Below are 24,741 nucleotides of genomic sequence, written 5' to 3' on the forward strand. Positions count from 1 at the left end.
CCGCGGTTGACCCCGTCGAGAAGCGGCAGCCGCTCCACCTCACAGGAAGCGAACACGCAATGTTGGTACGCAAGACCCTGGCCGGCGTCCTCGCGACGACGGTCGTCGGAGCTGCGCTGACGCTGACCGCCGGCTCGGCGTCCGCCGTGGCCTACAGCCCCGGCCCGGAGGACAGCAAGACCTCCGGCATCACCACGACCGACCTCATCGGCGTCGGCTCGGACACCTCCGAGCACGCCCTCAAGCTGCTCGCGGACGCCTGGAACCAGGGCGCCCGTGACGACTACGGCCAGACCTTCGACGTCGACACCTTCGGTGCCCTCGGTGCCAACAAGACCACCGGCGACGACCTGCCCGCGCCCATCACCGTGGACTCGACCGGCGCCGCGCTGGCCCGCCCGAACGGCTCCGGCCCCGGTCGCGCCACCCTCTACGGCACCGGCAAGGTCTCGGCCGTCGACTTCGCCCGCTCCTCGGGCTCGCCGTCGGCCGCCGACTTCACCAACGGCATGCGCGTGATCCCCTTCGCCCTCGACACCATCGTGGTCGCCGTCGGCAAGAGCAACCCGGTCGCCGCGTCGAACCCGACGATGACCCTGGCCCAGCTGCAGGGCATCTACGTGACCTGCACGATCACCAACTGGAACCAGGTCAACGCCAGCTACCCGAACCAGCCGATCGAGCCCTTCGTGCCCAAGTCCGGCTCGGGCACCGAGAGCTTCTTCAAGTCGAAGGTGCTGCCGACCGGCACCACGTCGTACGGCGCCTGCGTCAAGGACCACACCAGCGACGCGGACCCGACCGGCTCGGCGGTCCAGGAGCACGACCCGGCGATCTTCACCGCCAAGCCCAACGCGCTCGTCCCCTTCTCGAAGGGCCGCGCCGCGATCGCCGGCACCGTCACCGCGGTGACCGGCTCCGAGGTCGAGTTCAAGCGCAACCTCTACAACGTCGTCCGCCAGGAGGACGCCAACCGGGCCGACATCCAGGCGTTCTTCGGTGAGAACGGCTTCGTCTGCTCCGCCGCCGCCCAGGACCTCATCAAGGCCGCCGGCTTCGACCAGCTCGCCACCTCGTCGCTCGGCGGCGACTGCGGCTCGGTCCTCAACGCCGCGAGCAGCAACTTCACGCTCAACTCCGTCACCACCCCCGAGGTCTCCCTCACCGGTGCGGGCTCGCCGTCGGCGTACAACCTCACCGCGACCCTGACCTCGACCCCGGCCGCCGTCGGCAGCGTCACCTTCACCGAGGGCGACACCGTGCTGGCCGCCGACGTCCCGATCGTCTCGGGCCGCGCCGTCACCAGCCCCCTCGCCCTCGGCGCGGGCAGCCACGACGTCACCGCCACCTTCACCCCGGGTCAGTCGAACTTCGCCGGCGCGGAGGACACCGAGACCCTGGTGATCAAGGCGTCGTCGAAGGTCAAGGAGTCCTTCCCGGCCACGGTCGCCAAGGGCAAGAAGGCCAAGGGCACCGTCACCGTCAAGGCTGACGGCGCGACCGCCACCGGCACCGTGAAGATCAAGAAGGGCAGCAAGACCCTCGCGAGCGGCAAGCTCAAGGGCGGCAAGGTGACCATCACCCTGCCGGCGCTCAAGAAGGGCAAGAACAGCCTCAAGGTCGTCTACGGCGGCAGCTCCACCGTGAACGGCGCCTCGAAGTCGTTCTCGATCAAGCAGAAGTGATCACCCTCCCGCCGGTCCGACCGCCTCGGCGGCCGGACCGGCGGGAGACCCGCTCCACCCCCGCACGGACCAGGAAAGACAGGAACCGATGACCACCGCAGCCGACGAGACCTCCGTCCTGCCTCCCACCCCCGGCGCCCCGGCGACCTCGCTCGCGGAGCTCCAGGCACGGGAGATCACCGCTTGGTTCGGCGACCGCAAGGTGCTCGACCGGGTCTCGCTGACCATGCCCGCCGGTGGTATCACCGCGCTGATCGGCCCGTCGGGCTGCGGCAAGTCGACGTTCCTGCGCATCCTCAACCGGATGCACGAGCTGGTGCCGTCGGCCCAGCTCGCCGGTCAGGTGCTCCTGGACGGCGAGGACATCTACGACCCGGCCAAGCGGCTGATCGACGCCCGTCGCGCGATCGGCATGGTCTTCCAGAAGCCCAACCCCTTCCCGGCGATGTCGATCCGCGAGAACGTCCTCGCCGGTCTCAAGCTCACCGGCACCAAGGCGTCGCGCTCGTCGAAGGACGGGCTCGTCGAGTCGTGCCTGCGCAAGGGCGGTCTCTGGGACGAGGTCAAGGACCGCCTCGACGCGCCCGGCGGCGGCCTCTCCGGTGGCCAGCAGCAGCGCCTGTGCATCGCCCGCTCGCTGGCGATCAAGCCGCGCGTGCTGCTCATGGACGAGCCCTGCTCGGCCCTCGACCCGACCTCGACCCGCGTCATCGAGGAGACCATGAAGGACCTCGCCCGCGAGGTCACCATCGTCATCGTCACGCACAACATGCAGCAGGCCGCGCGCGTCTCCGACCAGTGCGCCTTCTTCCTCGCCTCCCAGGGCACTCCCGGCGTCATCGTGGAGCACGGGGATACTGCTGCCATGTTCCAGAACCCCCAGGACCCTCGCACGAGCGACTACGTGCACGGCCGCTTTGGCTGAGCACGGCTCGGGCGCCGGCCGGCTGATCGCTGCCTTCGCCACCGCCCTGGTGGTGGTCACGGGACTCGGGTACGCCGCCTCCCAGACGCTGCTCGCGCGGCCCGCGATCGTGGTCGCGACCCAGCGGCAGCACGTCCCCGCCCCGTCGCCGGAGACCCGACTGGCCCGCCAGCCGGACGACGCCCCCGCCGCCCCGACGCGGGTCGACCCCGCCTGGGTCACGAGGACGGCCGCCGCGAGCGGGATCCCGGAGCCCGCCGTACGCGCCTACGCGAACGCGCAGCTCGCCGAGCCGGACGGCTGCGACGTCGGCTGGACGACGCTCGCGGGCATCGGCTGGGTCGAGTCCCACCACGGCACCATCGGCGGCCGGACCCTCGGCGCGGACGGCCACTCGTCCACCCCGGTGCTCGGGCCTGCCCTCGACGGGCACAAGTTCGCCGCGATCCGGGCGACCCCGGAGTCGACGGTCTGGCACGGCGACCCGACCTGGGACCACGCGGTCGGCCCCCTGCAGTTCATCCCGTCCACGTGGGAGACCTGGGGCTCCGACGGCGACGGTGACGGCATCGCCGACCCCAACGACATCGACGACGCGGCCTACGCCGCCGCCCGCTACCTCTGCGCGGACGGGCACGACCTCGCCAGCGGCGCCGGCTGGGCGGACGCGATCTTCTCCTACAACCACGACCAGTCCTACGTCGACGACGTCTACGCCGCCGCGTCGGCGTACGCCGAGCGCACGCAGTAGTCCGAGTCGCCGGTCCCGGACACGCGAGTCGGAGGTTCCGGACCCAGCAGCGCCGCGCTCCTACGCTGGAGCCACGCTCCCCTCGAGAGCGAGGACCGTGATGCGTCGCTGGGTGGTCGTGCTGCTCGTCTCGGTGGGACTGCCCGCCCTGGCGCTGCCGCGCGCGGCAGCGGACACCGACGAGGTCACCACCGAGCTCGAGCTCCGCGGAGCCTGGGCCGACCCGCTCCGCACGCGCATCGACCTCGGCGCCGACATCGCGCTGCGCGACTGCCACCTCGGCGATCCGATCCGCGAGTCGCCGTATCCACTGGTGCTCGACGGGCACGGGCACACGATGCGGCAGACCTGCTTCGAGAAGCGGGTGCTGCGCCAGGACGGCACCGGCTGGTTGGACCTGCGCGACGTGACGCTCACCCGCGGGGGCTCCGACGGGCCGGGTGCCGCGCTCACCTCGCGCGGCGAGATCCTGCTGCAGGACTGCACGATCAAGGAGAACCTCGCCGAGGAGCCGGGCGGCGGCGTCTTCTCGATGCGGCGGGTGACGGCGTACCGCTGCCACATCAACGGCAACCTCGCCAACGACGACGGGGGCGGCATCTACGCGCGCCGCGGCGGGGTGCAGGTCTACGACTCCGTCCTGAGCACCAACCTCGTCGACGGCTCGGGTGGCGCGATCGGGTCGACCGGCGACATCCTCGTCGTCGACTCGTGGGTCGACGGCAACACCACCGACGGTGACGGCGGCGCGCTCTACACCGACGAGGACGGTGACGTGACGGTCGTCCGGTCGCTCGTCGACGGCAGTGACGCCGACGGTCCCGGAGGAGCGATCTTCACCCTCGACGGGGACGTCGCGATCTACGACTCGACCCTGAACGGCAATCGCGCCGACGACCGCGGCGGCGCGATCTCCGGCGAGGCCGACGTCCTCGTCGTCAACTCGAACGTCGCGCGCAACCTCGCGGTCGCGCACGCGGGTGGTGGTATCTGGGCCCGTGGCGACCTCGTGGTCGTGAACTCGACCATCGCGAACAACTACGCCGAGGGTGACGGTGGCGGCACGCTCTCCGCCGGTGGCACCACGATCATCGGCTCGACCGTGACCCGCAACATCGCCTCCGTCGGCGGCGACGTCGGTGCCGCCGGCCCGCTGGAGGTCTTCGCGTCGATCATCGGACCGCCCAGGACCACCGGCGTCACGGGCGACACCATTCCGACCGAGCGGAGCTGCCGGGTCTACGCCGCGGTGTCGCACGGTCACAATCTCGTCGCCGACCCGTCCTGCGACCTCGACGACCCCACGGACGTGATCGGCGCCGACCCGATGCTGGTCCAGGTGAACGCGCAGCCGCTCGGGTTCGTGCTCGTACCGCAGGACGGGAGCGCAGCGATCGACCTGGTGCCGGCCGGGTCGTGCCTCGGTGAGCTCCCGGACCCGCTGCCGGCCGGCCAGCTGCTGGAGGGCTGGGTGGACTGGGAGGACGTGCTGGCGCGCGACACCCTCGGTCGGCTGCGCGACGACGACGGCCGTGGGTGTGACGCCGGTGCCGTGCAGACGCCTGTGATCGAGCCGCCCGACCTCGACCTGCCCGACCCAGAGAGCATCGGCGCCCAGCAGGTGCTCGCGGCACCGCGAGTGCGGCTCCGGCCCGGCGTCCGAGCGCCCGGCGGCGTGGCCCGGGCGGGGCGGCACTCGGTCCGCGACCTGCTGACGACCCTGGACCGGCGGCTGCGGTCGCTCGACCACGCCGCCCGCCGCTTCGACGTCCTCCTCGACTGCACGACCCGCACCGGTGTCGACCGGGACGGCGACCAACGGCACCGCTGGGGCTTCGAGTACGACGAGCGCGACGGCACCGGGCTCGACCTGCGGCCCGCGCTCGTGCCACACCGCGGCCACGGCCCCGCGCAGTGGGACCTGCTGCGCCTGTCGACCGCGCGTCGGTGCTTGAGCGCTCCCGCCGATCCGAACGGCGCCGGCGAGGACGCCCGCCTGGCCTCCCGCCGACCGGGGCGGTGGCTACGGGTGCTCGAGCGGCGCGAGGAGCGGCTCGAGGTCCGCACGGAGCGCTTCGACGCCTGGGAGTCGTGCCTGTCCTGGCTCCCGGTCACCGAGGCCGGCGACACCGAGCAGGACCTCGGCTACCTCGTCGACGAGGGTCTCTGGCCCTTCGAGCGCCGGCACTACCCGGCCATCGACCTCGACCACAGCGAGTGGGACGACCCCGACTACCAGCTGCTCGCCTTCCGGGGCCGGGACCGCCCCTTCGCGGACGGCGAGTGCGGGACCGATCCGGGTGAGGGCGTCGACCGCATCGCAGCGCGACCGTCGGAAGCGCGTCATGAGCTCCGGAGAGCGGTCCTCGACCTCCGGGAGGACGTCGCCGACCTCGGCGAGCCGGTCGAGGAGATCTCGCGGTTCGACCAGTGCCTCTACACCGTCGGCGTCCGCACGACCCCGGGCTACCGGTTCCGCGCCGCCGACGGCCGACGGGCGCGGCGCACGGCGCTCTCCTTCGACCTGCGCGGCGACCACCTGCCGGAGGCCAGCGTGCTCGCGTTCCCGGGCGAGGAGCCGCCCCAGATCGAGTGCAACGAGGACGCGGGCGGGGTCGAGACCGACGAGTGAGGCGCGGCCCTTCCCCAACTTGGGGGGTGATCCGCCGCACACCCCGTGGCGACGCCACGCGGTGGCGACGATCGGGGCATGACGCCGGACCTCGCGGTGGACGCGCCCCTGGCCACGCTCGTCCGTGCCGACCACGCCGACCTCCCCGCTACCACGCCGACCGCGTGGATCGTGCTCAGCGCCGAGCAGCCGCTGCTCGCGGAGTCGCTCCGGCTCGCACTCGTCCGCCGCGGTCTCGACACGCTCGTGGTGCCGTGGCCGGACGAGCCGGCGGAGCTCGCGCCGGGACGCCTGCTCGCGCCGGCGCGGCCGGGCGGCGTCGGCGTCGCCCTCGTCGAGATGGCCTCCGAGGCGGAGCTCGACGGGATCGGCGCGCTCGTCGAGCGGGTGCCCGTGCGGTGGCTGCTGCTGGCCCACCGCGGCCCCAACCCGTTGTGGGGCGCGGCCTTCGACCGCGGCGTCGACATCGTGCTCCCGACCACCACCGACCTCGACGCGCTGGTCGACCTCGTGGGCCGCGCGGCCCGCGGCGAGCAGCTCCTCGACGAGCGCCGCGCCGATGCGCTGCGCGCGGTCTGGCACGACGTGCTCGCGATGGACACCCTGCGCAGCCGGGTCCGGTCGCTCTCGGCCCGCGAGACCCAGGTGCTCCGGCTGCTGTACGGCGGCACCGGCGTGCACGAGATCGCCGTCGAGCTGGGCGTCTCCGACTCGACGGTCCGCACCCACGTGGCGGCGGTGCTCCGCAAGCTCGGGGTGGCCTCGCAGCTGCGCGCGGTCGCGGTCTACGACGAGTACCTCGACCGCACCGGCCGCTGACCCCCGCAGGTCAGCGGCCGGTGCGGTCGAGGTGCTGTCCGGACGGGGCGGCCGGACCGGTCTCAGTACGCGCCGCGGTGGCGGACGACCGCGCCGACCGTGCGCCAGAGGATGGCGAGATCGAGGGACATCGACCAGTTGTCGACGTACTCGACGTCGCGCCGCACGGTCTCGTCCCAGGTCAGGTCGGAGCGCCCGGAGACCTGCCAGAGGCCGGTCATGCCGGGCTTGACCGCCAGGCGCCGGCGCGGGTCCTGTCCGTAGGCGCTGACCTCGTGGGGCAGCGCGGGCCGCGGGCCCACCAGCGACATCTGGCCGAGCGCGACGTTGATGAGCTGCGGGAGCTCGTCGAGGGAGTACTTCCGGAGCACGGCGCCGGCCCGGGTGATGCGCGGGTCGCGCCGGATCTTGAAGAGCACGGCGTCGGACTCGTTGTCCGCGACCAGCTCCTGCTTGAGGTCCTCGGCGTCGGTCCGCATCGTGCGGAACTTGTAGATCGTGAAGACCCGACCGTCGCGCCCCACGCGGGACTGGGTGAAGAGCGCCCGGCCGCGCGAGTCGATCCGGATCCACGCAGTGATGGCGAGCATCAGCGGCAGGAGCAGGAGGAGGAGGGCGATGGAGCCGACCCGGTCGAGCACGGCCTTCGCGGCCGGCTGGGCTCCGCGGCGTACGGCCGGCCGGACGTGCACGACGTCGAGGCCGCCCTCGCGGAGCACCGCCGTGCGGCGGTGGTCGACGTCGAGGAGGCCGGTGTCGAGGAGGAACTGGCGGCCGTCGCGCTCGAGGTCCCAGCTCAGCCGGCGGAGCTCGACGTTGCTCAGGCCGGCGGTCGGGAGCACCAGGACGCCGGCGGCCTCGACCTCGCGGGCCAGGTCGGCGACCTTCGCGGTCTCCGCGACGGGCAGGTCGATCGCCGTGTCGGGGTCGGCGGTCGAGACGCAGGCGCCGACCACCTGCCAGCGGGGGCGCACGGGTCGGGAGAGCTCCATGGCCGCGTCGAGGACCTGGGCGGCGGAGCCGACCACGACCAGGCGTGCGGCCTGGCTGCGGCGGGAGAGCCGGCGCGCACCGGTGGCGGCGAGCTCGACGAGCACGGTCGAGACGATCGCGGTCGCGCCGAGCAGCACCAGCTCGGCCGGACTGCTGCGCACCTCGGTGAGGAAGGTGGCGGTGTAGCAGAGCAGCAGCAGCACGACCGCGGGGCGCAGCCGCGCCGGCGTGGCGACGAGCATCAGCGCCCACCAGGTGACGACGACCGCGGCGGCCGTGGAGAGCTCCTGGCCGAAGACCTGGGTGGCGACCAGACCGGTCACCGTGGTGGCGACGCCGAGCTTGACGACGGCGAGGAGGGTCGGGCCGACAGTCGACACGTGGGGACGCGGGTGGTCCGCCTGCCCGACCCTCACGCGGAGCCGTCGGAGGGCGCTGGAGCCCAGGTCGAGTCCGGTCTCGGCCTCGGCCGCCCGCTCCAGTGTCGTCATCGAGAACCCCCGTGTTCGTCGGCTTCGCGTGATGGCAGAACCTAGGGAGCGGCGGATGGGCCCGAGCCCCCTCTCCGGGAGATATCCCTCAAATCAGGCAACTAGGTCCCTCATCCGGCTGAGGCCGAGCCCGGTTGTCGAAGGTTGGTAGCACGTCACCGGGAGGTCACCGGGAGGTCACCAGGAGGTCAGCACCGTGGGAAGCCCAGCCGTCAGCGTCGTCGTCCCGACCCATCAGCGACCCGAGCTCATGCGGCGAGCGGTCGCGAGCGTGGTCGCGCAGGACTACGACGGCGAGGTCGAGGTGATCGTGGTCTTCGACGCGTGCGAGCCGTTCGTCCCGGATGTGGAGCTGCCAGAGCGCCGTACCCTCCGGGTCGTCTCCAACCGGCGGACCCGTGGCCTGGCTGGTGCGCGCAACACCGGCATCGTGGAGGCGGCCCACGACTTCGTGGCCTTCCTCGACGACGACGACTGGTGGCTGCCCGGCAAGCTCACCGCGCAGATGCCGTTGTTCGACCGGCCGGAGCATCCCGTGCTCGTCGGTACGGCGGCGGTCTTCGACGACGGCGAGCACCAGCACGAGCGGCCGGTGCCTTTCGACCTCGTGACCCACGACGAGCTCCTGCGCGACCGGATGGCCGGCCTGCACTCGAGCACCTTCGTGCTCCGGCGCGACGCGATGCTGGGCGACCTGGGCCTCGTCGACGAGGAGCTGCCGGGCAGCTACGGCGAGGACTACGACCTGCTCCTCCGGAGCTCGGCGATCACCCCGATCCCCGTCGCCAACCAGCCGCTGGTGTCGGTGACCTGGTCGCAGAGCTCCTACTTCTTCGGTCGATGGGGCGCCTACGCCGAGGGCCTGGAGTACCTCTGCGCCACCCACCCCGGCTTCGAGCAGGACCCCAAGGCGCAGGGCCGGATCGCCGCCCAGATCGCGTTCGCGCGGGCGGCGCACGGCGACCGGGCGCTCGCGCGCAGCTGGGTGCGGCGGTCGATCCGACGCGACCCCACGCAGGTGAAGGCCTGGCTCGCACTGGCGATCTCGCTGCGGCTGGTGTCGGTCACGTGGGTCGTCGCGATGGTCCAGCGCGCGGGACGCGGCATCTGATCCGACGGGGCGTTCCCCTGATCTGGGGAAGGCGTTCCGGAGCCACCGCTCCTGTGTCATCGCTGTGCCAGCGTGTGCCGACAACCCGGTGCCTGCCGGACGTCAACGGCCGCGGTGCGGTGGACGGAGATGGAACATGAAGAGGTCACGCGCATTCATAGCGGCGGCGGCATCGGCCCTGTTGCTGCCGGTCGTCGCACTGACGGTCGAGGCCGCTCCGGCGACCGCGGCGGTCAACGACCAGGCCGTCAGCGGCGTCGCCTCGCCGATCTGGCAGCCGAACGGGGTCGTGGACGCGCTGGCGGCCGCCAACGGCGTCATCTACGCCGGCGGCAACTTCACCTCCGTGCGACCCGGCGCCGGCATGTCCGGCTCGCAGACGAGCCGGACCTACCTCGCAGCGTTCAACGCCTCGACGGGCGCGCTGATCACCTCCTTCAACTTCACCCTGAACGGTCGGGTGTGGGCGCTCGACCTGTCGCCCGACAACAACACCCTGTACGTCGGTGGCGCGTTCTCCTCGGTCAACGGCACGGCCCGCGGCCGGGTCGCGGCGATCAACCTCACGAACGGGACGCTGAACACCTCCTTCAACCCGAACGCCAACCGGGTGGTGCGCGAGATCGAGTCGACGAGCTCGACGGTCTACATCGGTGGTGACTTCACCACCGTGCGGGGATCCGCGCAGGCCTACATGGCCTCGGTGACGGCGTCGACCGGCGCCCTGAACACCGCCTTCGCGCCGACCTTCATCCAGCGGCCGGACTCGACCTGCCCGGACCCGCCGAACCCCAACTTCCCGTGCACCGTGACCACCTACACCCCGAACGTGCTGGCGATCGCGATGGCGCCGGACGGCAGCCGCCTCCTCACCGGCGGCAACTTCATGGGCGTCAACGGGGTCAGCAGCGGCGGCATGGCCTCGCTCGACCCGATCACCGGCGCCACCGAGCAGTGGGACGCCAACAACGCGGCGCCCGCCGGTCAGCCGATCAACACCAACTGCGCCGGCCGGGTGAGCGACATCGTCGTCCAGGGCACGCACGCCTACGTCACCGGTGTCGGTGACCCGCCGGGCTGCTACGAGGGCACGTACGACGCGACCATCTCGGACGGCTCGATCAACTGGCTGGCGTCGTGCCTGGGCGCCTCGCAGGGCCTGACGATCATGAACAACATCCTCTACAAGGGCTCCCACCAGCACGACTGCGCGTTCACCGAGGGTGGTGCCATGGGCGGCTTCGTCGGCGGCACCGGGCGCAGCGGGTTCATCCACCACTTCCTGGTCGCCCAGAACCTCAGCGACGGGTCCTTCGTGCACTGGACGCCCAACACCAACAGCTCCGGCACGGCCGCGACCGGCCCGCACGTGATGGCCAACGACGGCACGCAGATCATCGTCGGTGGTGACTTCACGACGGTGAACCGGACCAGCCAGACCTACCTCACCCGGTTCGTCGCCAACGGCAACCACGCGACCCCGACCGTGCCGGGCCGCAACGTCAACTCGGACCCGTTCGGCGGCAACCCCGCCACCCTGGCGGCCAACCTGTCGATCACGGTGCAGCCCACCGCCGCCAACACGCTGACGGTCCTCGTGCCGACCAGCGAGGACAACGACTCCGGGACCCTGACCTACCGGATCTACCGCGACAACGGGACCAACCCGATCGCGACGATGACCGCCGAGTCCTACACGTGGAGCAGACCCACGCTGAGGTTCGACGACAAGAACCTGGTGGCCGGGTCGACGCACTCCTACCGGGTGACGGCCAGCGACGGCACCTTCACCTCGGCCAGGTCGACGGCCGTGTCCGGGACGGTCGCGACGAGTGCACCCCCCCCGTTCGCGACGGCGGTCTCCTCGCTCTCCCCGTCGGTGTTCTGGCGGTTGGGCGACAGCGGCAGCACCGCCGCCGACTCCAGCTCGTCCGGCGCCAACCCCGGCACCTTCGTCGGTGGCGTCACGAGGGGAGTGGCGGGCGCGATGGCCGGCAACGGCGCAATCGACCTCGACGGCTCCTCCGGCTACGTCACCTCCAACCTGCTCTCGACGCCGGGGGCGTTCACCGAGTCGGCGTGGTTCAAGACGACCTCGACCAGGGGCGGCCTGATCATGGCGCTGAGCAGCAACCAGACGGGGAGCGGCGGCACCACCGACCGGGCGATCAGCATGGACAACAACGGCGACATCGCGTTCTCGCTCGCGGGTCGTGGTGGCAGCCTCAACTTCCGCAACCAGGACACGATCTGGAACGACGGCCAGTGGCACCAGGTCGTCGGCACGTGGGACGGCAACCTGACCATCAGCCTGTACGTCGACGGCCAGCTGATCGGGAGCACGGTGAACACCACCGTCCCGACCACGCTGCAGAGCGGCTACATGCGGGTCGGCTACGCCGACATGGCGGGCCTGCAGCGGGTGGGCGTCTTCGGCATCAACTTCTACCAGCGCACCTGGCCGATCAGCCAGTACTTCGACGGCCAGGTCGACGAGGCGACGACCTTCAACTACGCGCTGAGCCCGGCCCAGATCCAGTCGATGTTCGCCGCCGGGGTGGGGAGCGCCTCCGCCGCGCCGGCGAACCAGCCGCCGACGGCGGCGTTCAGCTCGACGATGAGCCACCTGAGCGGGTCGTTCGACTCGACCGGCTCCGGTGACGTCGACGGGACGATCGCCTCGTACGACTGGAACTTCGGCGACGGCTCCGCGCACGGGTCGGGTCCGTCCCCGACGCACGCCTACGCGGCCGCCGGGCCCTACACGGTGACGCTCACGGTCACCGATGACGACGGAGCCACCACCTCCGTCTCGCACGGGGTCACGGCGACCGAGCCCGCGTCGACCACCACCAGCACGGTGGTGCCGGCCGGGTCGACGTGGTCGTGGAAGTACGACAACAACGCGCTGCCGAGCAACTGGAACTCCCGGACCTTCAACGCCTCGTCGTGGAACAGCGGGGCCGGTGTCCTCGGGTTCGGGAACAACGTCGGGGTGGTCACGAACATCGACACGTTCGCGACCACCGCGGAGCGGCCGCTCACGGCCTACTTCACCCGGCAGTTCCAGGTCCCCGACGCGTCGTCGGTCGTCCAGCTGACGCTCGACACCCGGGCCGACGACGGCATCGTGGTCTACGTCAACGGCACCGAGGTCGGCCGCACCAACATGCCGAGCGGGACCGTGACGACCGGGACCTGGGCCTCCAGCGCGGTGTCGACGGCCAACTCGCAGCGGCCGACGTACACCGTCCCGACCAGCCTGCTGGTCGACGGCACCAACGTCATCTCCGCGGAGACCCACCTCAACTACCGGGCCACCCGCAACGCGACGTTCGACCTGAGCGCCACGATCACGACCGCGCAGTGACACTCCGCATCCGGCTCCCGGTGGATTCCACCGGGAGCCGGATGGCGCGTGCGCGGCGGCGGGTCAGCGGACGAGCTGGGTCGCGGTGGTCGGGCGGCGGTGGGCCGCCAGTGCGGCGGCCTGACGCAGGTGGTCGGCCGTCAGGTGGTCGGGGTCGACGGCGATCGCGAGGCCCTTGGCCGCGATGCTCGCCGCGAACTCGAGCTGGTGGTCGTCGACCATCTCGCCCGAGCGGGAGCGACGGGGAAGGATCACCGGGACCTTGCCCTGCTGCAGCACCGAGAGCACCGATCCGACGCCGGCGTGGGTGACGACGACGTCGGCGGCACCGAACGCGGCGTGCAGGTCGGCAGCGGGGAGCCAGCGGGTCAGCGGTACGCCGTCGTCACCGACCGCCTCGGTGGTGCCGGTCTGCCAGCGCACGTCCATGCCGTCGAGGACCCGGCGGCAGGCGGCGACGGCCCGGTCGAAGGGCCACAGCTCGGTGCCGAGGGACACGACCGCCGTACGCAGCTCGACATCGGGGCGGTCGCGGGGGACGGCCTCGAAGGCGTCGAACACGTTGGGCACCGGCCGCCAGGCCGGGTCGCCCCAGCCGTCGCCCTGCACGAAGAGCTCCGCGCGGGTGAGACGCTGGGCGAATCGCCCCGTCGACGACGGCGCCACCACGCGGGTGGCGCTGTCGATGAACCACGTCTCGCAGCCGCGCAGGCGGGCGGCCATCAGGTGAGGGGTCGAGAAGAGCGCGCCGGTGCTGACCAGCCGGTCGGGGCGGACGCGGTGCTGGAGGCGGACGGCGGCGGGCAGGCCGAGCGCGGCCCGCGCCATCTGGCCGGAGCCGACCCGCGGGACCCAGGCCACCTCGCGACCCTCGAGGAGCGACTCGCTCTGCGCGGTCCGCCCGGTCACCCAGACGGCGTCGTCGGTGTCGACGCCGAGCAGGTCGACCATGATCATCAGCTCGTCGAGGTGGCCACCGGGGGACGCCACGAGCAGCGTCCTCATCGCGGCACCGCCACGGAGTGCTGCGCCACGCGTGATGGCCGGCCGTCCGGCTCACGGTCGGCGCGGCGCAGCGCGAGCGCCGTGGTCGCCATCATGATCGGCAGGCCGTAGGGCACGACGCCGTAGAAGCCGAGCTCGACGACCGAGACCAGGCACAGCGTGGAGGTGACCAGGCCGACGGGGTCCCACCGCCGTCTCGACCGGATCCAGGCGACGAGGAAGAACGCCATGAACGCCGCGATCGCGACCGGTCCGTTGGAGACTAGGATCATCCAGAACTGCCCCTGGGTGCCGACCGGTGGCGCGTCGGGGTCCTGGCTGGTGGGGGGTACGCCGTACCCGAAGACCGGCGAGTGCGGCACCGAGGCCAGGGACTGCTCGTAGAGCGACGCCCGGGTCGAGGTCCCCGACCCCTCGAGACGGGTCTCGAGGCGGGCGCCGGCGAGGTGCTGGAAGGCCAGCCCGCCGGCGACCGCGAGCACGAGGATCGCGACGACCGCCAGCACGTTGCCGCGCATCGCCATGCGGAACGCGATGTAGAGCGCGGCGACTCCCAGGCCGATCAGCATGCCGCGGTTCATGGTGAAGGACGCGGGCACCACGGAGACGCCGACCGCCACGGCCAGCAGCCAGAAGACGGTCCGGTCGCGTCGGGTGCCGCTGCGGTGGAGCACGATCATGTAGGCGATCACCACGGGCAGCAGCAGCGAGTAGGCGTTGCCCCAGTTGTTGGCGTAGAGGAAGGGCGCGCTCGGCCGGCCCGCGACGCCGAGGTAGGAGTCCGGGTTGTACTGCGCGAACCGCCGCACGACCATGTGGTTGATGAAGTCGTTGGCGGCGAGCCCGCCGGCGGTCGAGCGCAGCAGGTAGAACATCGGCGTCTTGACGACGGTGCCGAGCAGGACGGTGCCGAGCAGCCCGCCGCCGACGACCGAGAGCCAGTGCACGGTCAGGATCCCGGCGACCGTGCGGCCCGTGTCGCGCCGCGGGAAGTTGTAGATGTAGAGGAAGACGACGGTCGAGCCCAGGTAGATCGCCGCCCGGTAGACGAAGGCCACCATGTGGTTGGGCGTGTCGACCATGACGATCGAGCAGAGCATCCAGACCAGGAAGAGCAGCCACGGCCCGAAGCCGGTCGGCACCCGCACCCGGCCGCCCTGGGCGAGGTACGCCGCCATCACGATCGCCAGCGGCACCAGGATCATGTCGATGAGGCCGAGCGCCCACCACAGCGGCGTGAGCCCGAAGAGCGCGACCAGCGGCCACAGCGGCAGGGCAGGGGCCGCCGGCTCCGCCGACGAGTGGGTGCTCATGACGGAGAGGATCACCGGCGCGACCGGGCGCCGTCCGGGCTCCACCGGGAGGATCCTCCGAATGGGGTAAATGCCGCCCGATCGCGTCCCCGAACCGACGTGCCCGAGAACGCTGGTGCCTCCGATCGAAGGCCGGGGGTCAACAGTCGTGGAGTCGCAGGAGAACACACCGCTCGAGCTGGGTCGCTACTGGGCGGTCCTCAAGAGCCGCTGGCTCGTCGTGCTCGGGTGCACGCTTCTCGGGGGAGCGTTGGCAGGGGCGTACGCCGTCACCTCGCCGACGACCTACACCGCGACGGCGGAGGTGAACCTCAACGTCATCGCCGACCAGCCGTTCAGCACGCAGCGCTCGGCCTCGGGTCTGATCGACCCCGCGACCGAGACGCAGCTCGCGAAGTCGTCGGCGGTGCTGACCGACGCCGCGACCGACCTCGGCAACGGCACCACCATCGCCGACGTCCGGCGCGCGATGACGGTGACCGTGCTGCCCGAGGCCACGGTCGCGCGGATCACGTACGACGCCGGCACGCTCGACGACGCGCTCGCCGGGGCCGACGCCGTCAGCAAGGCCTTCGTCGACTACCGGACCGTCGCTGCCCAGGACAAGGTCGGCCGGATCAGCAACCAGCTCTCGAAGGAGCAGACCCAGGTGAGCACCGAGCTCACCGTGGTCAACAAGGCGATCGCGACGGCGAGCTCGAGCAACCAGCGGGCGGCGGCGGTGAGCCGGCGCACGGTGCTCGAGGCCCAGCTGTCCAGCCTCCTCGACCAGCTGAGCTCGATCGCCAGCATCGACACCTCGGGCGGCTACGTGATCACCCAGGCGGAGGACAACGCGGTCGCCGTGCAGCCGCACACCCGCCTGCTCGTCCAGATGGGCCTGGCCGCCGGTCTGGTGATCGGGGTGATCGCCGCCTTCGTGGTCAACGCCCTCGACCGTCGTCTGGCCACGGCGGCCGACATCGGGAAGGCCCACGGCGGGCCGGTGCTGGCGCAGCTCTCCGACCGGATGGCCGCGGTGCCGGCGGCGCCCGGCGACGAGGACTCCTACCGCAGTGCCGCCGAGCGACTGCTCGCCGCGCGCGGCCACGAGCCGGGGGCGACGACCGTCGTGGACCTCACGACCGGGGAGCACCCGACCGTCGCAGTGAACCTGGCGCTCGGCCTCGCCGCGTCGGTGACCGGACCGGTGCTGGTCGTCCTCGCCGAGGGCGAGGCCCGGCTCGCGGCCGAGCTCGTGGCGGACCACCACGGCCGCGCCGTCCCGAGTCCCTTCCCGGCCATCGGGCCCACCGCGGTACGTCTCGGGCGCGGGGTCCCCGCCAGCCAGGTCGACACGACACCGCCGGAGTACGTCGTGGTCGCGCTGCCCCCGGACGCCTCCCGGTCCACGGTCCTCGCCGCGGCACGGCGTACCGGCGGCGTCGTGGCCGTGGTCGAGTGCCGGCGGACCAGGTCGGGCACCCTGCGATCGCTCGAGGAGGACCTGTCGAGCGTCGGAGCGCCGGTCGTCGGGTCGGTGCTGGCGGCGCACGGATCGCGCCGAGGTCGCCGGCTGCGGAGGCGTCGTCGCGGGGTCACGGTGGAGAATCACGTGACCCTCGCGGCCGATGGCGTCTGACACGGTCACCGCCCCGTCCTCGGAACGGCCGGCCCGGAGCAGCGAGCTCGGGCGGGCCGCTCGGGGTGGTGCGGTCACCTTCGCGGGCGCTGCGGTCTCCGCGGGCGCCGGCTTCACCTTCAACGTGCTGCTGGCCCGCCTGGTCGGGCCGCACGGAGCCGGGGTCGTGCTCCAGTCGGTCGCGGTCTTCACGATCGCGCTCGCCGTCGCGAAGTTCGGGCTCGACACCACGGCGGTCTGGCTGCTGCCCCGCCTGGTGCGCACGGAGCCCGGCCGGGTCCGGCCCGCCCTGACCGCCACGTGCGGGCTCTCGTTCGTGGTGCCGCTGGCGGCCGTCGCCGTCTGGCTGGTGGTGTGGCTGGCCCGGCTCCGGTCGTCGGGGTCGGAGGTGGTCGACGCGGTCACGATCGCCCTGGTCTTCCTGCCGGCCGCGAGCCTGATGACGGTGGCCCTGGCCGCGACCCGGGCCTTCGGCGGCGTGCTCGCCTTCAACGGCGTCGGGAACGTCCTCGTGCCCGGCCTCCGGCCGCTCACCCTCGTGCTGGTGTGGGCGGTCGGCGGGGGAGCGCTCGCGATCTCGGGCGCCTGGGCGGCCTGCTGCCTCCTCGGCGCCGTCGTCGCGGTCCTCGTGCTGCTGCGCATGGTCCGGCGCCGCGACCTCGGCCCCCCGACCTCCTGGCGACCCGATCGCGGACTCGTGCGTCACATCGTCGGCTACTCCGGCCCCCGGACCGTGATGGCGGTGATGGAGCAGACCATCATCTGGGTCGACGTCCTCCTCGTCGGTGTCCTGCTCGGCGCCACCGCCGCCGGCGTGTACGGCGCGGCCGCGCGCTTCGTCGCGGCCGGGGTGGTCGCGATGACCGCGCTGCGGATCGTCGTCGCCCCGCGCTTCAGCGCCCTGCTCGCCGAGGACCGGCGCGCCGAAGTCGCCGAGCTCTACACCGCGACCGCGCGCTGGGTGCTGCTGCTGGGCGCGCCCATCTACCTCCTGCTCGCCGTCTTCTCGCCGACGGTGCTGCGCTGGCTCGGCCCCGGGTTCGCCGACGGCGTCACGCCGATGGTCGTCCTCAGCCTGGGCTCGGTCGTCGTCCTCGCCGCCGGCAACGTGCAGTCGCTGCTGCTGATGAGCGGGCGCAGCGGCTGGGGCGCGTTCAACAAGTCGGTCGTCGTCTGCTTCAACGTGAGCGCCAACCTCGTGGCGATCCCGCGCTGGGGCATCGACGGCGCCGCCGTCGTGTGGGCGGCCAGCATGGCGCTCGACACCGTCCTCGCCGCCTACCAGGTACGTCGGGGCATCGGCGTCTCGCCGGCGCTGCCCGCGATCGCGGGGACGGTGCTCGCCGTCACCGGCTGCGTCGCCCTCCCCGCCCTGGCGGTCGTGGCGGTCGCCGGCCAGGGGTCCCTCCAGCTGGTCGTGGCCGCCCTGCTCGGGGTGCTCGTGCTGGGCACCTACTGCGTCCTCGACCGTCGCCGGCTGCGTCTGGACGCACTGGCCACGGTGAGGGATCGCGGCCGCCGTACCTCCCTCAATAGTGGGTAATCGGCACCCGGTCCGCCCCGACGCCCTCACCGCAGCGGCTGAGATACCGGCCATGACGACGTTCCTCGACCGCCCGGCCGCCGCCGTGGCCGCCGGCCCGGACAGCACCCCGACCACGATGCTGCGGGTCGCGGTGGTCGGGGTCGGCAAGATGGGTCTCTCGCACCTGTCGCTCCTGCGGGCGCACCCGCGGGTCATGGTCGAGGTCGTCTGCGACGCGAACGGCTACGTCCTCGACGTGCTCGGCACCCACACGGGGCTGCACTCGGCCACCGACTACGCCGCGATGCTGGACGCCGTCGACATCGACGCGGTCGTCATCGCCACCCCGACCCAGGCGCACTACCCGATGGTGCGGGCCGCGATCGAGCGTGGCCTGCACGTCTTCTGCGAGAAGCCGCTGACCCTCTCCTCGGAGCAGTCCGAGGAGCTCGCCCGGCTGGCCGAGGAGCGCGGCGTGGTCGGCCAGGTCGGCTACCACAACCGCTTCGTCGCCGCCTTCGCCGAGGCCGAGCGCCTCGTGGAGATGGGCGCGATCGGCACCGTCCACCACGCGCTCGCCGAGGCCTACGGCCCGGTCGTGCTCAAGCCCAAGGGCGGCACCTGGCGCTCCCGGCGGGCGGAGGGCGGCGGCTGCCTCTACGACTACGCCGCCCACCCGCTCGACCTGATGACCTGGTTCCTCGGCGAGCCGACCGCGGTGCGCGGCACGACCCTCGGACGGGTCTACTCCGCCGACACCGAGGACGAGGTCTACGCGACCCTGGAGTACGGCGGCGCCAGTGCCCAGCTCTCCGTCAACTGGTCGGACGAGTCCTACCGCAAGATGACCACGCGGCTGACCCTGTGGGGCAGCCACGGCCGGATCACCGTCGACCGCCAGGAGTGCCAGGTCTACCTGCGCGAGTCGGCCGTCGCCCCCGAGGGCTACCGGCACGGCTGGAACGTCAAGTACACGACCGAGCTCACGCCTCCCGTCTGGTTCTACGTGCGCGGCGAGGAGTACAGCGCCGAGCTCGACTACTTCGTGCGCAACGCCCTCGGCGAGCTCGCGCCGGAGGAGGCGCAGGACCTCAACACCTTCGAGTCCGCCGCGGTCACCGACCGGGTGATCGAGATGCTGCTCGCCGACGCCGCCGGCGCGCCCGTCACGCCCGCTCCCCGCTCGCCGGCGCGCCCGGCCGCGCCCACCACCCGACGTACGACGACCCGCGCAGACCGGCTGCGCGAGATCGGCAGCACGGCGCTCGGCGGTCTTCGCCGCGGCGTCGACAAGGTTCGACGAACCATGGGGGACAAGCACCGATGAGCACCATCACGCACGACCCAGGAGTCATGGACCGGCTCCTGTTCGGGGACAACCAGTTCTTCGGGGTCAACCACATGTCCGAGGAGAAGGCGCGCGCCCAGGCGATGCGCTTCCAGGACCTCGACGCGGTCATGGCCGTGCTCGACGCGGCGTACGACGAGGGCATCCACACCTTCATGTGCACCACGCACGAGCGCGTCGCCGAGATCGTCGAGGTCGTACGCAGCCAGCCGGAGCGCTACGCCGGCTTCACCTTCTACCCGTGCATGCCCTACGCCCACAAGTACGCCAACGCCGTGACGGACTACGGCATGCTGGGCGCTCTGCGGCGGTTCCTGCCGGACGACGGCCTCGTCGCCACGGCCTTCAAGGGCGGTCGCGCGGTCGCGCGCAAGGACGTCGAGAGCATGATCACGATGCTGATCGACGCCGAGATGAGCATGTTCCGCGGCGTCCCCACGCCGGTGGTCTTCCTGCAGAACGTCGTCGTCGACCTGCTGCTCGGGCTCGGCTTCGACGAGGCGTTCGCCGTCTTCGCCCACCACGTCCGCGACAAGTACGGCGCCGAGCCCGGCTACATCACGATGAACCTGGTCCCGCTGCTCGACGTCCTCGACCGGGTCGGCATCGAGAACCCCATCGTGTGCAGCAACATGAACAAGCTGGAGTTCCGGATGTCCGGGGGCGCGGACGGCTACCGCGCGGTGCTCGAGGAGCGGCAGTTCCGGGCGATCGCGATGTCGGTCTTCGCCTCCGGCGCCCTCTCGCCGCAGGAGGCGTTCGGCTGGGTGGCGGAGTTCCCGGCCATCGAGTCCGTGGTGTTCGGCGCCTCGACCGCCGCCCACATCCACAGCACGCGAGAGATCGCCGACCAGGTCTGGCCGCGCGCTGCCGTCCCGGGACGGTCGTGATGTCACGCGCCCGGACCTGGGTCGGGGTGCTCGCCGCACTGGCCTCGGCCGCGACGCTGACGCTCGTGGTGCCCGGGCCCGCGACGGCACAGCTGGCCTCGCCCACCGCGGCGTCGTGGGCCTGGGGCGTCAACGGCCCGGTCTACGCCGTGGCGACCTCGGGCGACAAGCTCATCGTCGGTGGTGCCTTCAGCAAGGCGGTGGGTCGCAACGGCGCGACCCTGCCCCGGCGCAACCTCGCGGCGTTCTCGCTGCGCACCGGGCGGCCGCTCAAGGGCTGGGTCGCCAACACCGACGGCACGGTCTTCGCCCTCAACACGTCGAAGTCGTCGGTCTGGGTCGGCGGCGCGTTCGAGGTGATCGGAGGCAGCGGCCAGGAGCACGTCGCGAAGCTCTCCCTGAGCAATGGCGCCGTCTCCCCGGGGTTCGTCCTCGACACCAACGGCGCCGTCCGGGCGTTCGCCCGGCAGGGCAACCGGCTCTTCGCCGGCGGCGACTTCACCTCGGCGCAGGAGGAGCCGCACGCCCACGTCGTCGCGGTCGACGCGACCACGGGCGCCACCGATCCGGCCTTCACGGCGGCCACGGACGGCACGGTCCGCGCACTCGCCCTGAAGGGCGCACGCCTCTACGTCGGCGGCAACTTCACGACGATCGACGACCGGCTCCGGACCGGGATGGGCAGCGTGGACCCGATGTCCGGTGCCGTGTCGACGCAGATCTTCCGCTACCCCAACGCCTCGCGCACCACGCCGGCGCTCGTCAACGCGATCGACGTCAGCAGCGACGGCCGCGTCGTGGCCGCGATGGGTGGCAAGCCGATCAACGGCAACCAGGCGGTGGGCTGGGGCCCCTCGGCCGGCAAGGCCGCCTGGCGCGTGCACTTCGCCGGCGACGCCCAGGCGGTCCGCCTCGCGGGCGGCACGGCGTACGTCGGGATCCACGGCAAGTACAAGGGCAACGGGTCCCTGCACCTGCTGGCGATCGACGCTCGCACGGGCAAGGTGTCGTCGACGTTCCGGCCGGCGTTCACGGGCTTCTGGGGCGTGCGGTCGATCGCGGTCTCGTCGCGCGGGATCGTCGCCGGCGGCCAGTTCAGCAAGGTCGACCAGAAGCGGCGCAACCGGGTGGCGTTCTTCCCGTTCGGGACGAAGGGGTGAGGGGCGTGGCATCGACGACCGAGATCAAGGCCCGCGTCCCGCGGCCGGCGATGGACCTCGCCAACTGGACGACGCGGCAGTGGGGTCTCGCGACCGCCGCTCGGCGCGGGCTCCCGGACTTCCTCGTCATCGGGACCAAGCGCGGCGGCACGACCTCGCTCTTCAACTACCTCCTCATGCACCCGGGCATCCTGGGGCTCTACCCGCAGGTCCGCGGTCGGAAGAGCACCGACTACTTCTTCCGCAACCTGCACCTGGGGGAGCCCTGGTACCGCTCGCACTTCCACACCGACGCCCACCTGGAGCGGGCCACCCGGCGGCTGGGCTACCGCCCGCAGTCCGGGGAGGCATCGCCGTTCTACATGTGGGACGAGCGGATCCCGGAGCGGGTGCACGAGCTCGCGCCGTCGGTGAAGGCCATCGCGCTGGTGCGCGACCCCGTGGAGCGGGCCTGGTCGCACTACCAGGAGCGGGTGCAGAACGGCGTCGAGCCGCTGTCCTTCCCCGAGGCGCTCGAGGCCGAGGAGCGTCGGACCGCCCACGAGCTCGAGCGGATGCGCAACGACCCGGACTACCACGCCGACGCGTGGGACTGGTACGCCTACCGGCAGCGCGGGGTCTACCTCCCGCAGCTGGAGACCTGGACCGCAACGTTTCCGCGCGAGCAGCTGCTGGTGCTGCGCAGCGAGGACATGTACGCCGACGTGCAGTCGGCCTTCGACACCACGTGCGAGTTCCTCGGGCTCCCGTCGGTCGAGCTGCCGACGCGCAAGACGTTCAACGCCAGCGCACGGGCACCGATGCCGGAGTCGGTGCGCGCCGAGCTGACCGACTTCTACGCGCCGCACAACGCCCGGCTCGAGGCCTTCCTCGGCCGCTCGCTGCACTGGTCGTGATCGCGGTGCACCCTCTCGACCACGTGACCGAGCAGCTGTGGGCGCCGGCCTTCTCCCGCTCCGGCGCGCTGCGTGCGGTGGTCGATCCCGCGCCCGACCAGGAGTGGCGCACGGTGGAGTCCTACTGGCTCGTGCCCAACGCCGAGTCGGCCCGGCTGCTCGTGCCGCGACGGCCGCGCACGACCGCGAGCCGCGCGCTCACCAACTACCGCCGGCTGCGGACCCCGGGCACCAACGTCGCCCGCTTCGCCCTCGGGGCGGCCGCCCGGCTCGGCGTTCCGCTGTCGGCGTCGACGGTGGAGGTGCAGGTGCGCCACGACGCGCCGCCCGGCACCGCGGACCTCCTGCCGCTCGCCCGGCTCTCCGAGGCGCTCGGCCGGCAGGTCTTCGCGTCGACGGGCGTGCGGACCAGCGACAACCGCAAGACGATGCTCCAGCTCGTCGACGCGGTCGGGGAGCCCGTCGGCTACGCGAAGGTCGGCTGGGACGAGGTGACCGACCGGCTGGTCGCGACCGAGGGCGACGTGCTCGCCGCGATCGGTGGCGGCGACGGCCCGGTCCGCGCGCCGCGGCTGATCGCGCGACTCGACTACCTCGGGCACCCGGTCACCGTCACCGAGCCGCTCCCGGCGGACGCGCGCGGGTCCCTCACCCGGGTGGCCGAGCCGACCTCCGAGGAGCTCTTCGCGCTGACCCCGGTCGTCCGCCACGCCAGGATCGCCGAGACCGGGCAGCTCCGAGCGGTGCGCGCACGCCTGGACGAGGCCCTCGACGCGCCGCACGTCCGGGAGCTCGCCGGTCAGGCGCTCGCGGTCTCGGCCGAGGTCGCCGCCCACGACGTACCCCTGCCGGTCACGGACCGCTGGCACGGCGACCTCGCTCCCTGGAACCGCGCCCGTGACGCCGAGGGCCGCCTCTGGATCTGGGACTGGGAGAACGCCGAGCCGGACGCGGTCGCCGGCCTCGACGCCCTCCACTGGGCCTTCTCCACCCAGCGCCTGGCCGCGCGGGACGTCGACCGGATGTCGCTCCCGGACGCCCTCGCCGCCGCCAACCACCACCTCGCGGCCATCGGTCTCGGCGAGGCGGACCGAGCCGTCGTCGCCGCGGCGTACGCCGTCACGACGGTGGAGCGCGCCTGCACGATCGCCCGCCACTCGGGCACCTGGGAGACCGCGTTCATCTCGCCCGACGGGCTGGCGCACCTGCTGCGCCAGGCCGCGTCCCGACAGGAGTCATCATGAGCGACCTCGACCAGCACGTCGGGCGGCACCAGCGGCCCGCCACGGACACGGGCATGCCGGGCTTCGCCGTGATCGGCGCCCAGAAGTCGGCCTCGACCTTCCTCCAGGACCAGATGAGCCTGCACCCGGACATCGAGATCCCCGAGGGCGAGGTGCGCTGCTTCGAGGACCCGTTCTTCTCGGCAGGCGACGCCGATCGGCTGCCCGAGCTCTACCACTCGCCCGTCGGCGCCGCCGTGAGAGGCATCAAGCGCCCCGACTACCTGGGTCGCCCCGAGATCCCGGGCCGCCTCCACGACGCGCTGCCGGACCTGCGGATCCTCGTGGTGCTCCGCGACCCGGTCGCCCGCGCCGTGTCGAGCTACTACCACTTCGTGCGCCACGGGTTCGTGCCGCTGCTGCCGATCGACCAAGCCGTCGACGCGCTGCTCGCGGGCACCTGGGACGCCGACTACCCGCGGGCGCCCGAGGTCCTGACGTTCGGACGCTACGGCGAGCACCTCGACCGCTACCTCGGCCTCTTCCCGGCCGACCGGATCGCGGTCTTCGAGCAGGTGCAGCTGATCAAGCACCCGCAGGAGACGCTGCGCTCGGCGTTCGAGTTCGTCGGCGTCGACCCCGACTGGCCGCTCCCCGAGCAGTCGGTGCGGGTCTCCAACCGCGGCGTCTACTCGCCCGCCCGGCTCCGGCTGCTGCGCACGAAGAACCGCACGCGCTTCACCTACAGCGACTCCATGGACCGCCGCTACCCGCGGCGGATGACCCCCTGGGGGTGGATGTACAACGCCTCGGTCGTCGGCGCGGACCGTCTCGTGCTGAGCCGGCTCGACCCCGGACGTCCCCCGGAGCTGTCCGAGGAGACCCGGCACGCCCTCGACGACTACTACGCCTCCGACCTCGACGTCCTGCGCGGCCTGCTCCCGACCTGGGGGCTCGAGCCGTCATGGCTGTGAACAGGAGCG

The 24,741-nt window shown here is 72.3% G+C and carries 18 protein-coding genes; 15 read left to right on the forward strand and 3 right to left on the reverse strand.

All coding sequences use genetic code 11. From position 1 onward, the window contains the following. The first annotated feature begins 59 nt into the window (after positions 1 to 59). The 5 genes from K8U61_RS16245 to K8U61_RS16265 all read left to right on the forward strand — a co-directional run bounded on the left by K8U61_RS16245 (position 60) and on the right by K8U61_RS16265 (position 6,812). The gene (locus K8U61_RS16245) at positions 60 to 1,685 is read left to right on the forward strand and encodes an Ig-like domain repeat protein (protein ID WP_224124086.1); all 1,626 of its coding nucleotides are present in this window, start codon (positions 60 to 62) and stop codon (positions 1,683 to 1,685) included. Between the two features lie 88 nt (positions 1,686 to 1,773). Continuing rightward, complete coding sequence (locus K8U61_RS16250; RefSeq protein ID WP_224124087.1) at positions 1,774 to 2,610, forward strand: phosphate ABC transporter ATP-binding protein; 837 nt, start codon at positions 1,774 to 1,776, stop codon at positions 2,608 to 2,610. After that, positions 2,603 to 3,361, forward strand: coding sequence for a lytic transglycosylase domain-containing protein (locus K8U61_RS16255; protein ID WP_224124088.1), 759 nt, complete (start codon positions 2,603 to 2,605; stop codon positions 3,359 to 3,361). Before K8U61_RS16250 ends, K8U61_RS16255 begins: the two co-directional genes overlap by 8 nt. 100 nt (positions 3,362 to 3,461) lie before the next feature. Next, the gene (locus tag K8U61_RS16260) at positions 3,462 to 5,993 is read left to right on the forward strand and encodes a hypothetical protein (RefSeq protein ID WP_224124089.1); all 2,532 of its coding nucleotides are present in this window, start codon (positions 3,462 to 3,464) and stop codon (positions 5,991 to 5,993) included. 78 nt (positions 5,994 to 6,071) lie between these two features. Next, complete coding sequence (locus K8U61_RS16265) at positions 6,072 to 6,812, forward strand: response regulator transcription factor (RefSeq protein ID WP_224124090.1); 741 nt, start codon at positions 6,072 to 6,074, stop codon at positions 6,810 to 6,812. A 62-nt stretch (positions 6,813 to 6,874) separates the two neighbouring features. On the opposite strand, the gene K8U61_RS16270 is transcribed toward K8U61_RS16265, so the two are convergent. After that, entirely contained in the window at positions 6,875 to 8,296 is a 1,422-nt protein-coding gene (locus K8U61_RS16270) for an exopolysaccharide biosynthesis polyprenyl glycosylphosphotransferase (RefSeq protein WP_224124091.1), read from the reverse strand. A gap of 196 nt (positions 8,297 to 8,492) precedes the next feature. Here K8U61_RS16270 and K8U61_RS16275 point away from each other — a divergent pair, with 196 nt between their 5' ends. Together K8U61_RS16275 and K8U61_RS16280 are read left to right on the forward strand one after the other, a co-directional pair. Further along, the gene (locus K8U61_RS16275; protein WP_224124092.1) at positions 8,493 to 9,407 is read left to right on the forward strand and encodes a glycosyltransferase family 2 protein; all 915 of its coding nucleotides are present in this window, start codon (positions 8,493 to 8,495) and stop codon (positions 9,405 to 9,407) included. A 181-nt stretch (positions 9,408 to 9,588) separates the two neighbouring features. Then, complete coding sequence (locus tag K8U61_RS16280) at positions 9,589 to 12,777, forward strand: LamG-like jellyroll fold domain-containing protein (RefSeq protein WP_224124093.1); 3,189 nt, start codon at positions 9,589 to 9,591, stop codon at positions 12,775 to 12,777. A gap of 63 nt (positions 12,778 to 12,840) precedes the next feature. Here K8U61_RS16280 and K8U61_RS16285 read toward each other — a convergent pair whose 3' ends face one another. Next, a complete protein-coding gene (locus tag K8U61_RS16285) occupies positions 12,841 to 13,782 on the reverse strand; it encodes a glycosyltransferase (protein WP_224124094.1) in 942 nt (313 codons plus the stop codon). Then, the gene (locus tag K8U61_RS16290; protein ID WP_224124095.1) at positions 13,779 to 15,140 is read right to left on the reverse strand and encodes an O-antigen ligase family protein; all 1,362 of its coding nucleotides are present in this window, start codon (positions 15,138 to 15,140) and stop codon (positions 13,779 to 13,781) included. Before K8U61_RS16290 ends, K8U61_RS16285 begins: the two co-directional genes overlap by 4 nt. A 103-nt stretch (positions 15,141 to 15,243) precedes the next feature. On the opposite strand from K8U61_RS16290, the gene K8U61_RS16295 reads away from it, so the two are divergent. The 8 genes from K8U61_RS16295 to K8U61_RS16330 are packed head-to-tail and all read left to right on the forward strand — an operon-like array spanning position 15,244 to position 24,732. Then, complete coding sequence (locus K8U61_RS16295; protein WP_224124096.1) at positions 15,244 to 16,716, forward strand: Wzz/FepE/Etk N-terminal domain-containing protein; 1,473 nt, start codon at positions 15,244 to 15,246, stop codon at positions 16,714 to 16,716. Further along, entirely contained in the window at positions 16,706 to 18,259 is a 1,554-nt protein-coding gene (locus K8U61_RS16300) for an oligosaccharide flippase family protein (protein WP_224124097.1), read from the forward strand. Before K8U61_RS16295 ends, K8U61_RS16300 begins: the two co-directional genes overlap by 11 nt. 52 nt (positions 18,260 to 18,311) lie before the next feature. Further along, the gene (locus K8U61_RS16305; protein ID WP_224124098.1) at positions 18,312 to 19,568 is read left to right on the forward strand and encodes a Gfo/Idh/MocA family protein; all 1,257 of its coding nucleotides are present in this window, start codon (positions 18,312 to 18,314) and stop codon (positions 19,566 to 19,568) included. A 26-nt stretch (positions 19,569 to 19,594) separates the two neighbouring features. After that, on the forward strand, positions 19,595 to 20,479 hold the full coding sequence (locus tag K8U61_RS16310) for a hypothetical protein (RefSeq protein ID WP_224124099.1): 885 nt from the start codon (positions 19,595 to 19,597) through the stop codon (positions 20,477 to 20,479). After that, complete coding sequence (locus tag K8U61_RS16315) at positions 20,479 to 21,639, forward strand: hypothetical protein (RefSeq protein WP_224124100.1); 1,161 nt, start codon at positions 20,479 to 20,481, stop codon at positions 21,637 to 21,639. The genes K8U61_RS16310 and K8U61_RS16315 overlap by 1 nt, the downstream gene beginning before the upstream one ends. 5 nt (positions 21,640 to 21,644) lie before the next feature. Further along, entirely contained in the window at positions 21,645 to 22,535 is an 891-nt protein-coding gene (locus K8U61_RS16320) for a sulfotransferase domain-containing protein (RefSeq protein ID WP_224124101.1), read from the forward strand. A 23-nt stretch (positions 22,536 to 22,558) separates the two neighbouring features. Further along, a complete protein-coding gene (locus tag K8U61_RS16325) occupies positions 22,559 to 23,779 on the forward strand; it encodes a hypothetical protein (RefSeq protein ID WP_224124102.1) in 1,221 nt (406 codons plus the stop codon). Then, a complete protein-coding gene (locus K8U61_RS16330) occupies positions 23,776 to 24,732 on the forward strand; it encodes a sulfotransferase family protein (RefSeq protein ID WP_224124103.1) in 957 nt (318 codons plus the stop codon). Before K8U61_RS16325 ends, K8U61_RS16330 begins: the two co-directional genes overlap by 4 nt. The last annotated feature ends 9 nt before the right edge of the window (positions 24,733 to 24,741 follow it).

The sequence above is a fragment of the Nocardioides mangrovi genome (assembly GCF_020073815.1).
Taxonomy (GTDB): Bacteria; Actinomycetota; Actinomycetes; order Propionibacteriales; family Nocardioidaceae; genus Nocardioides; species Nocardioides mangrovi.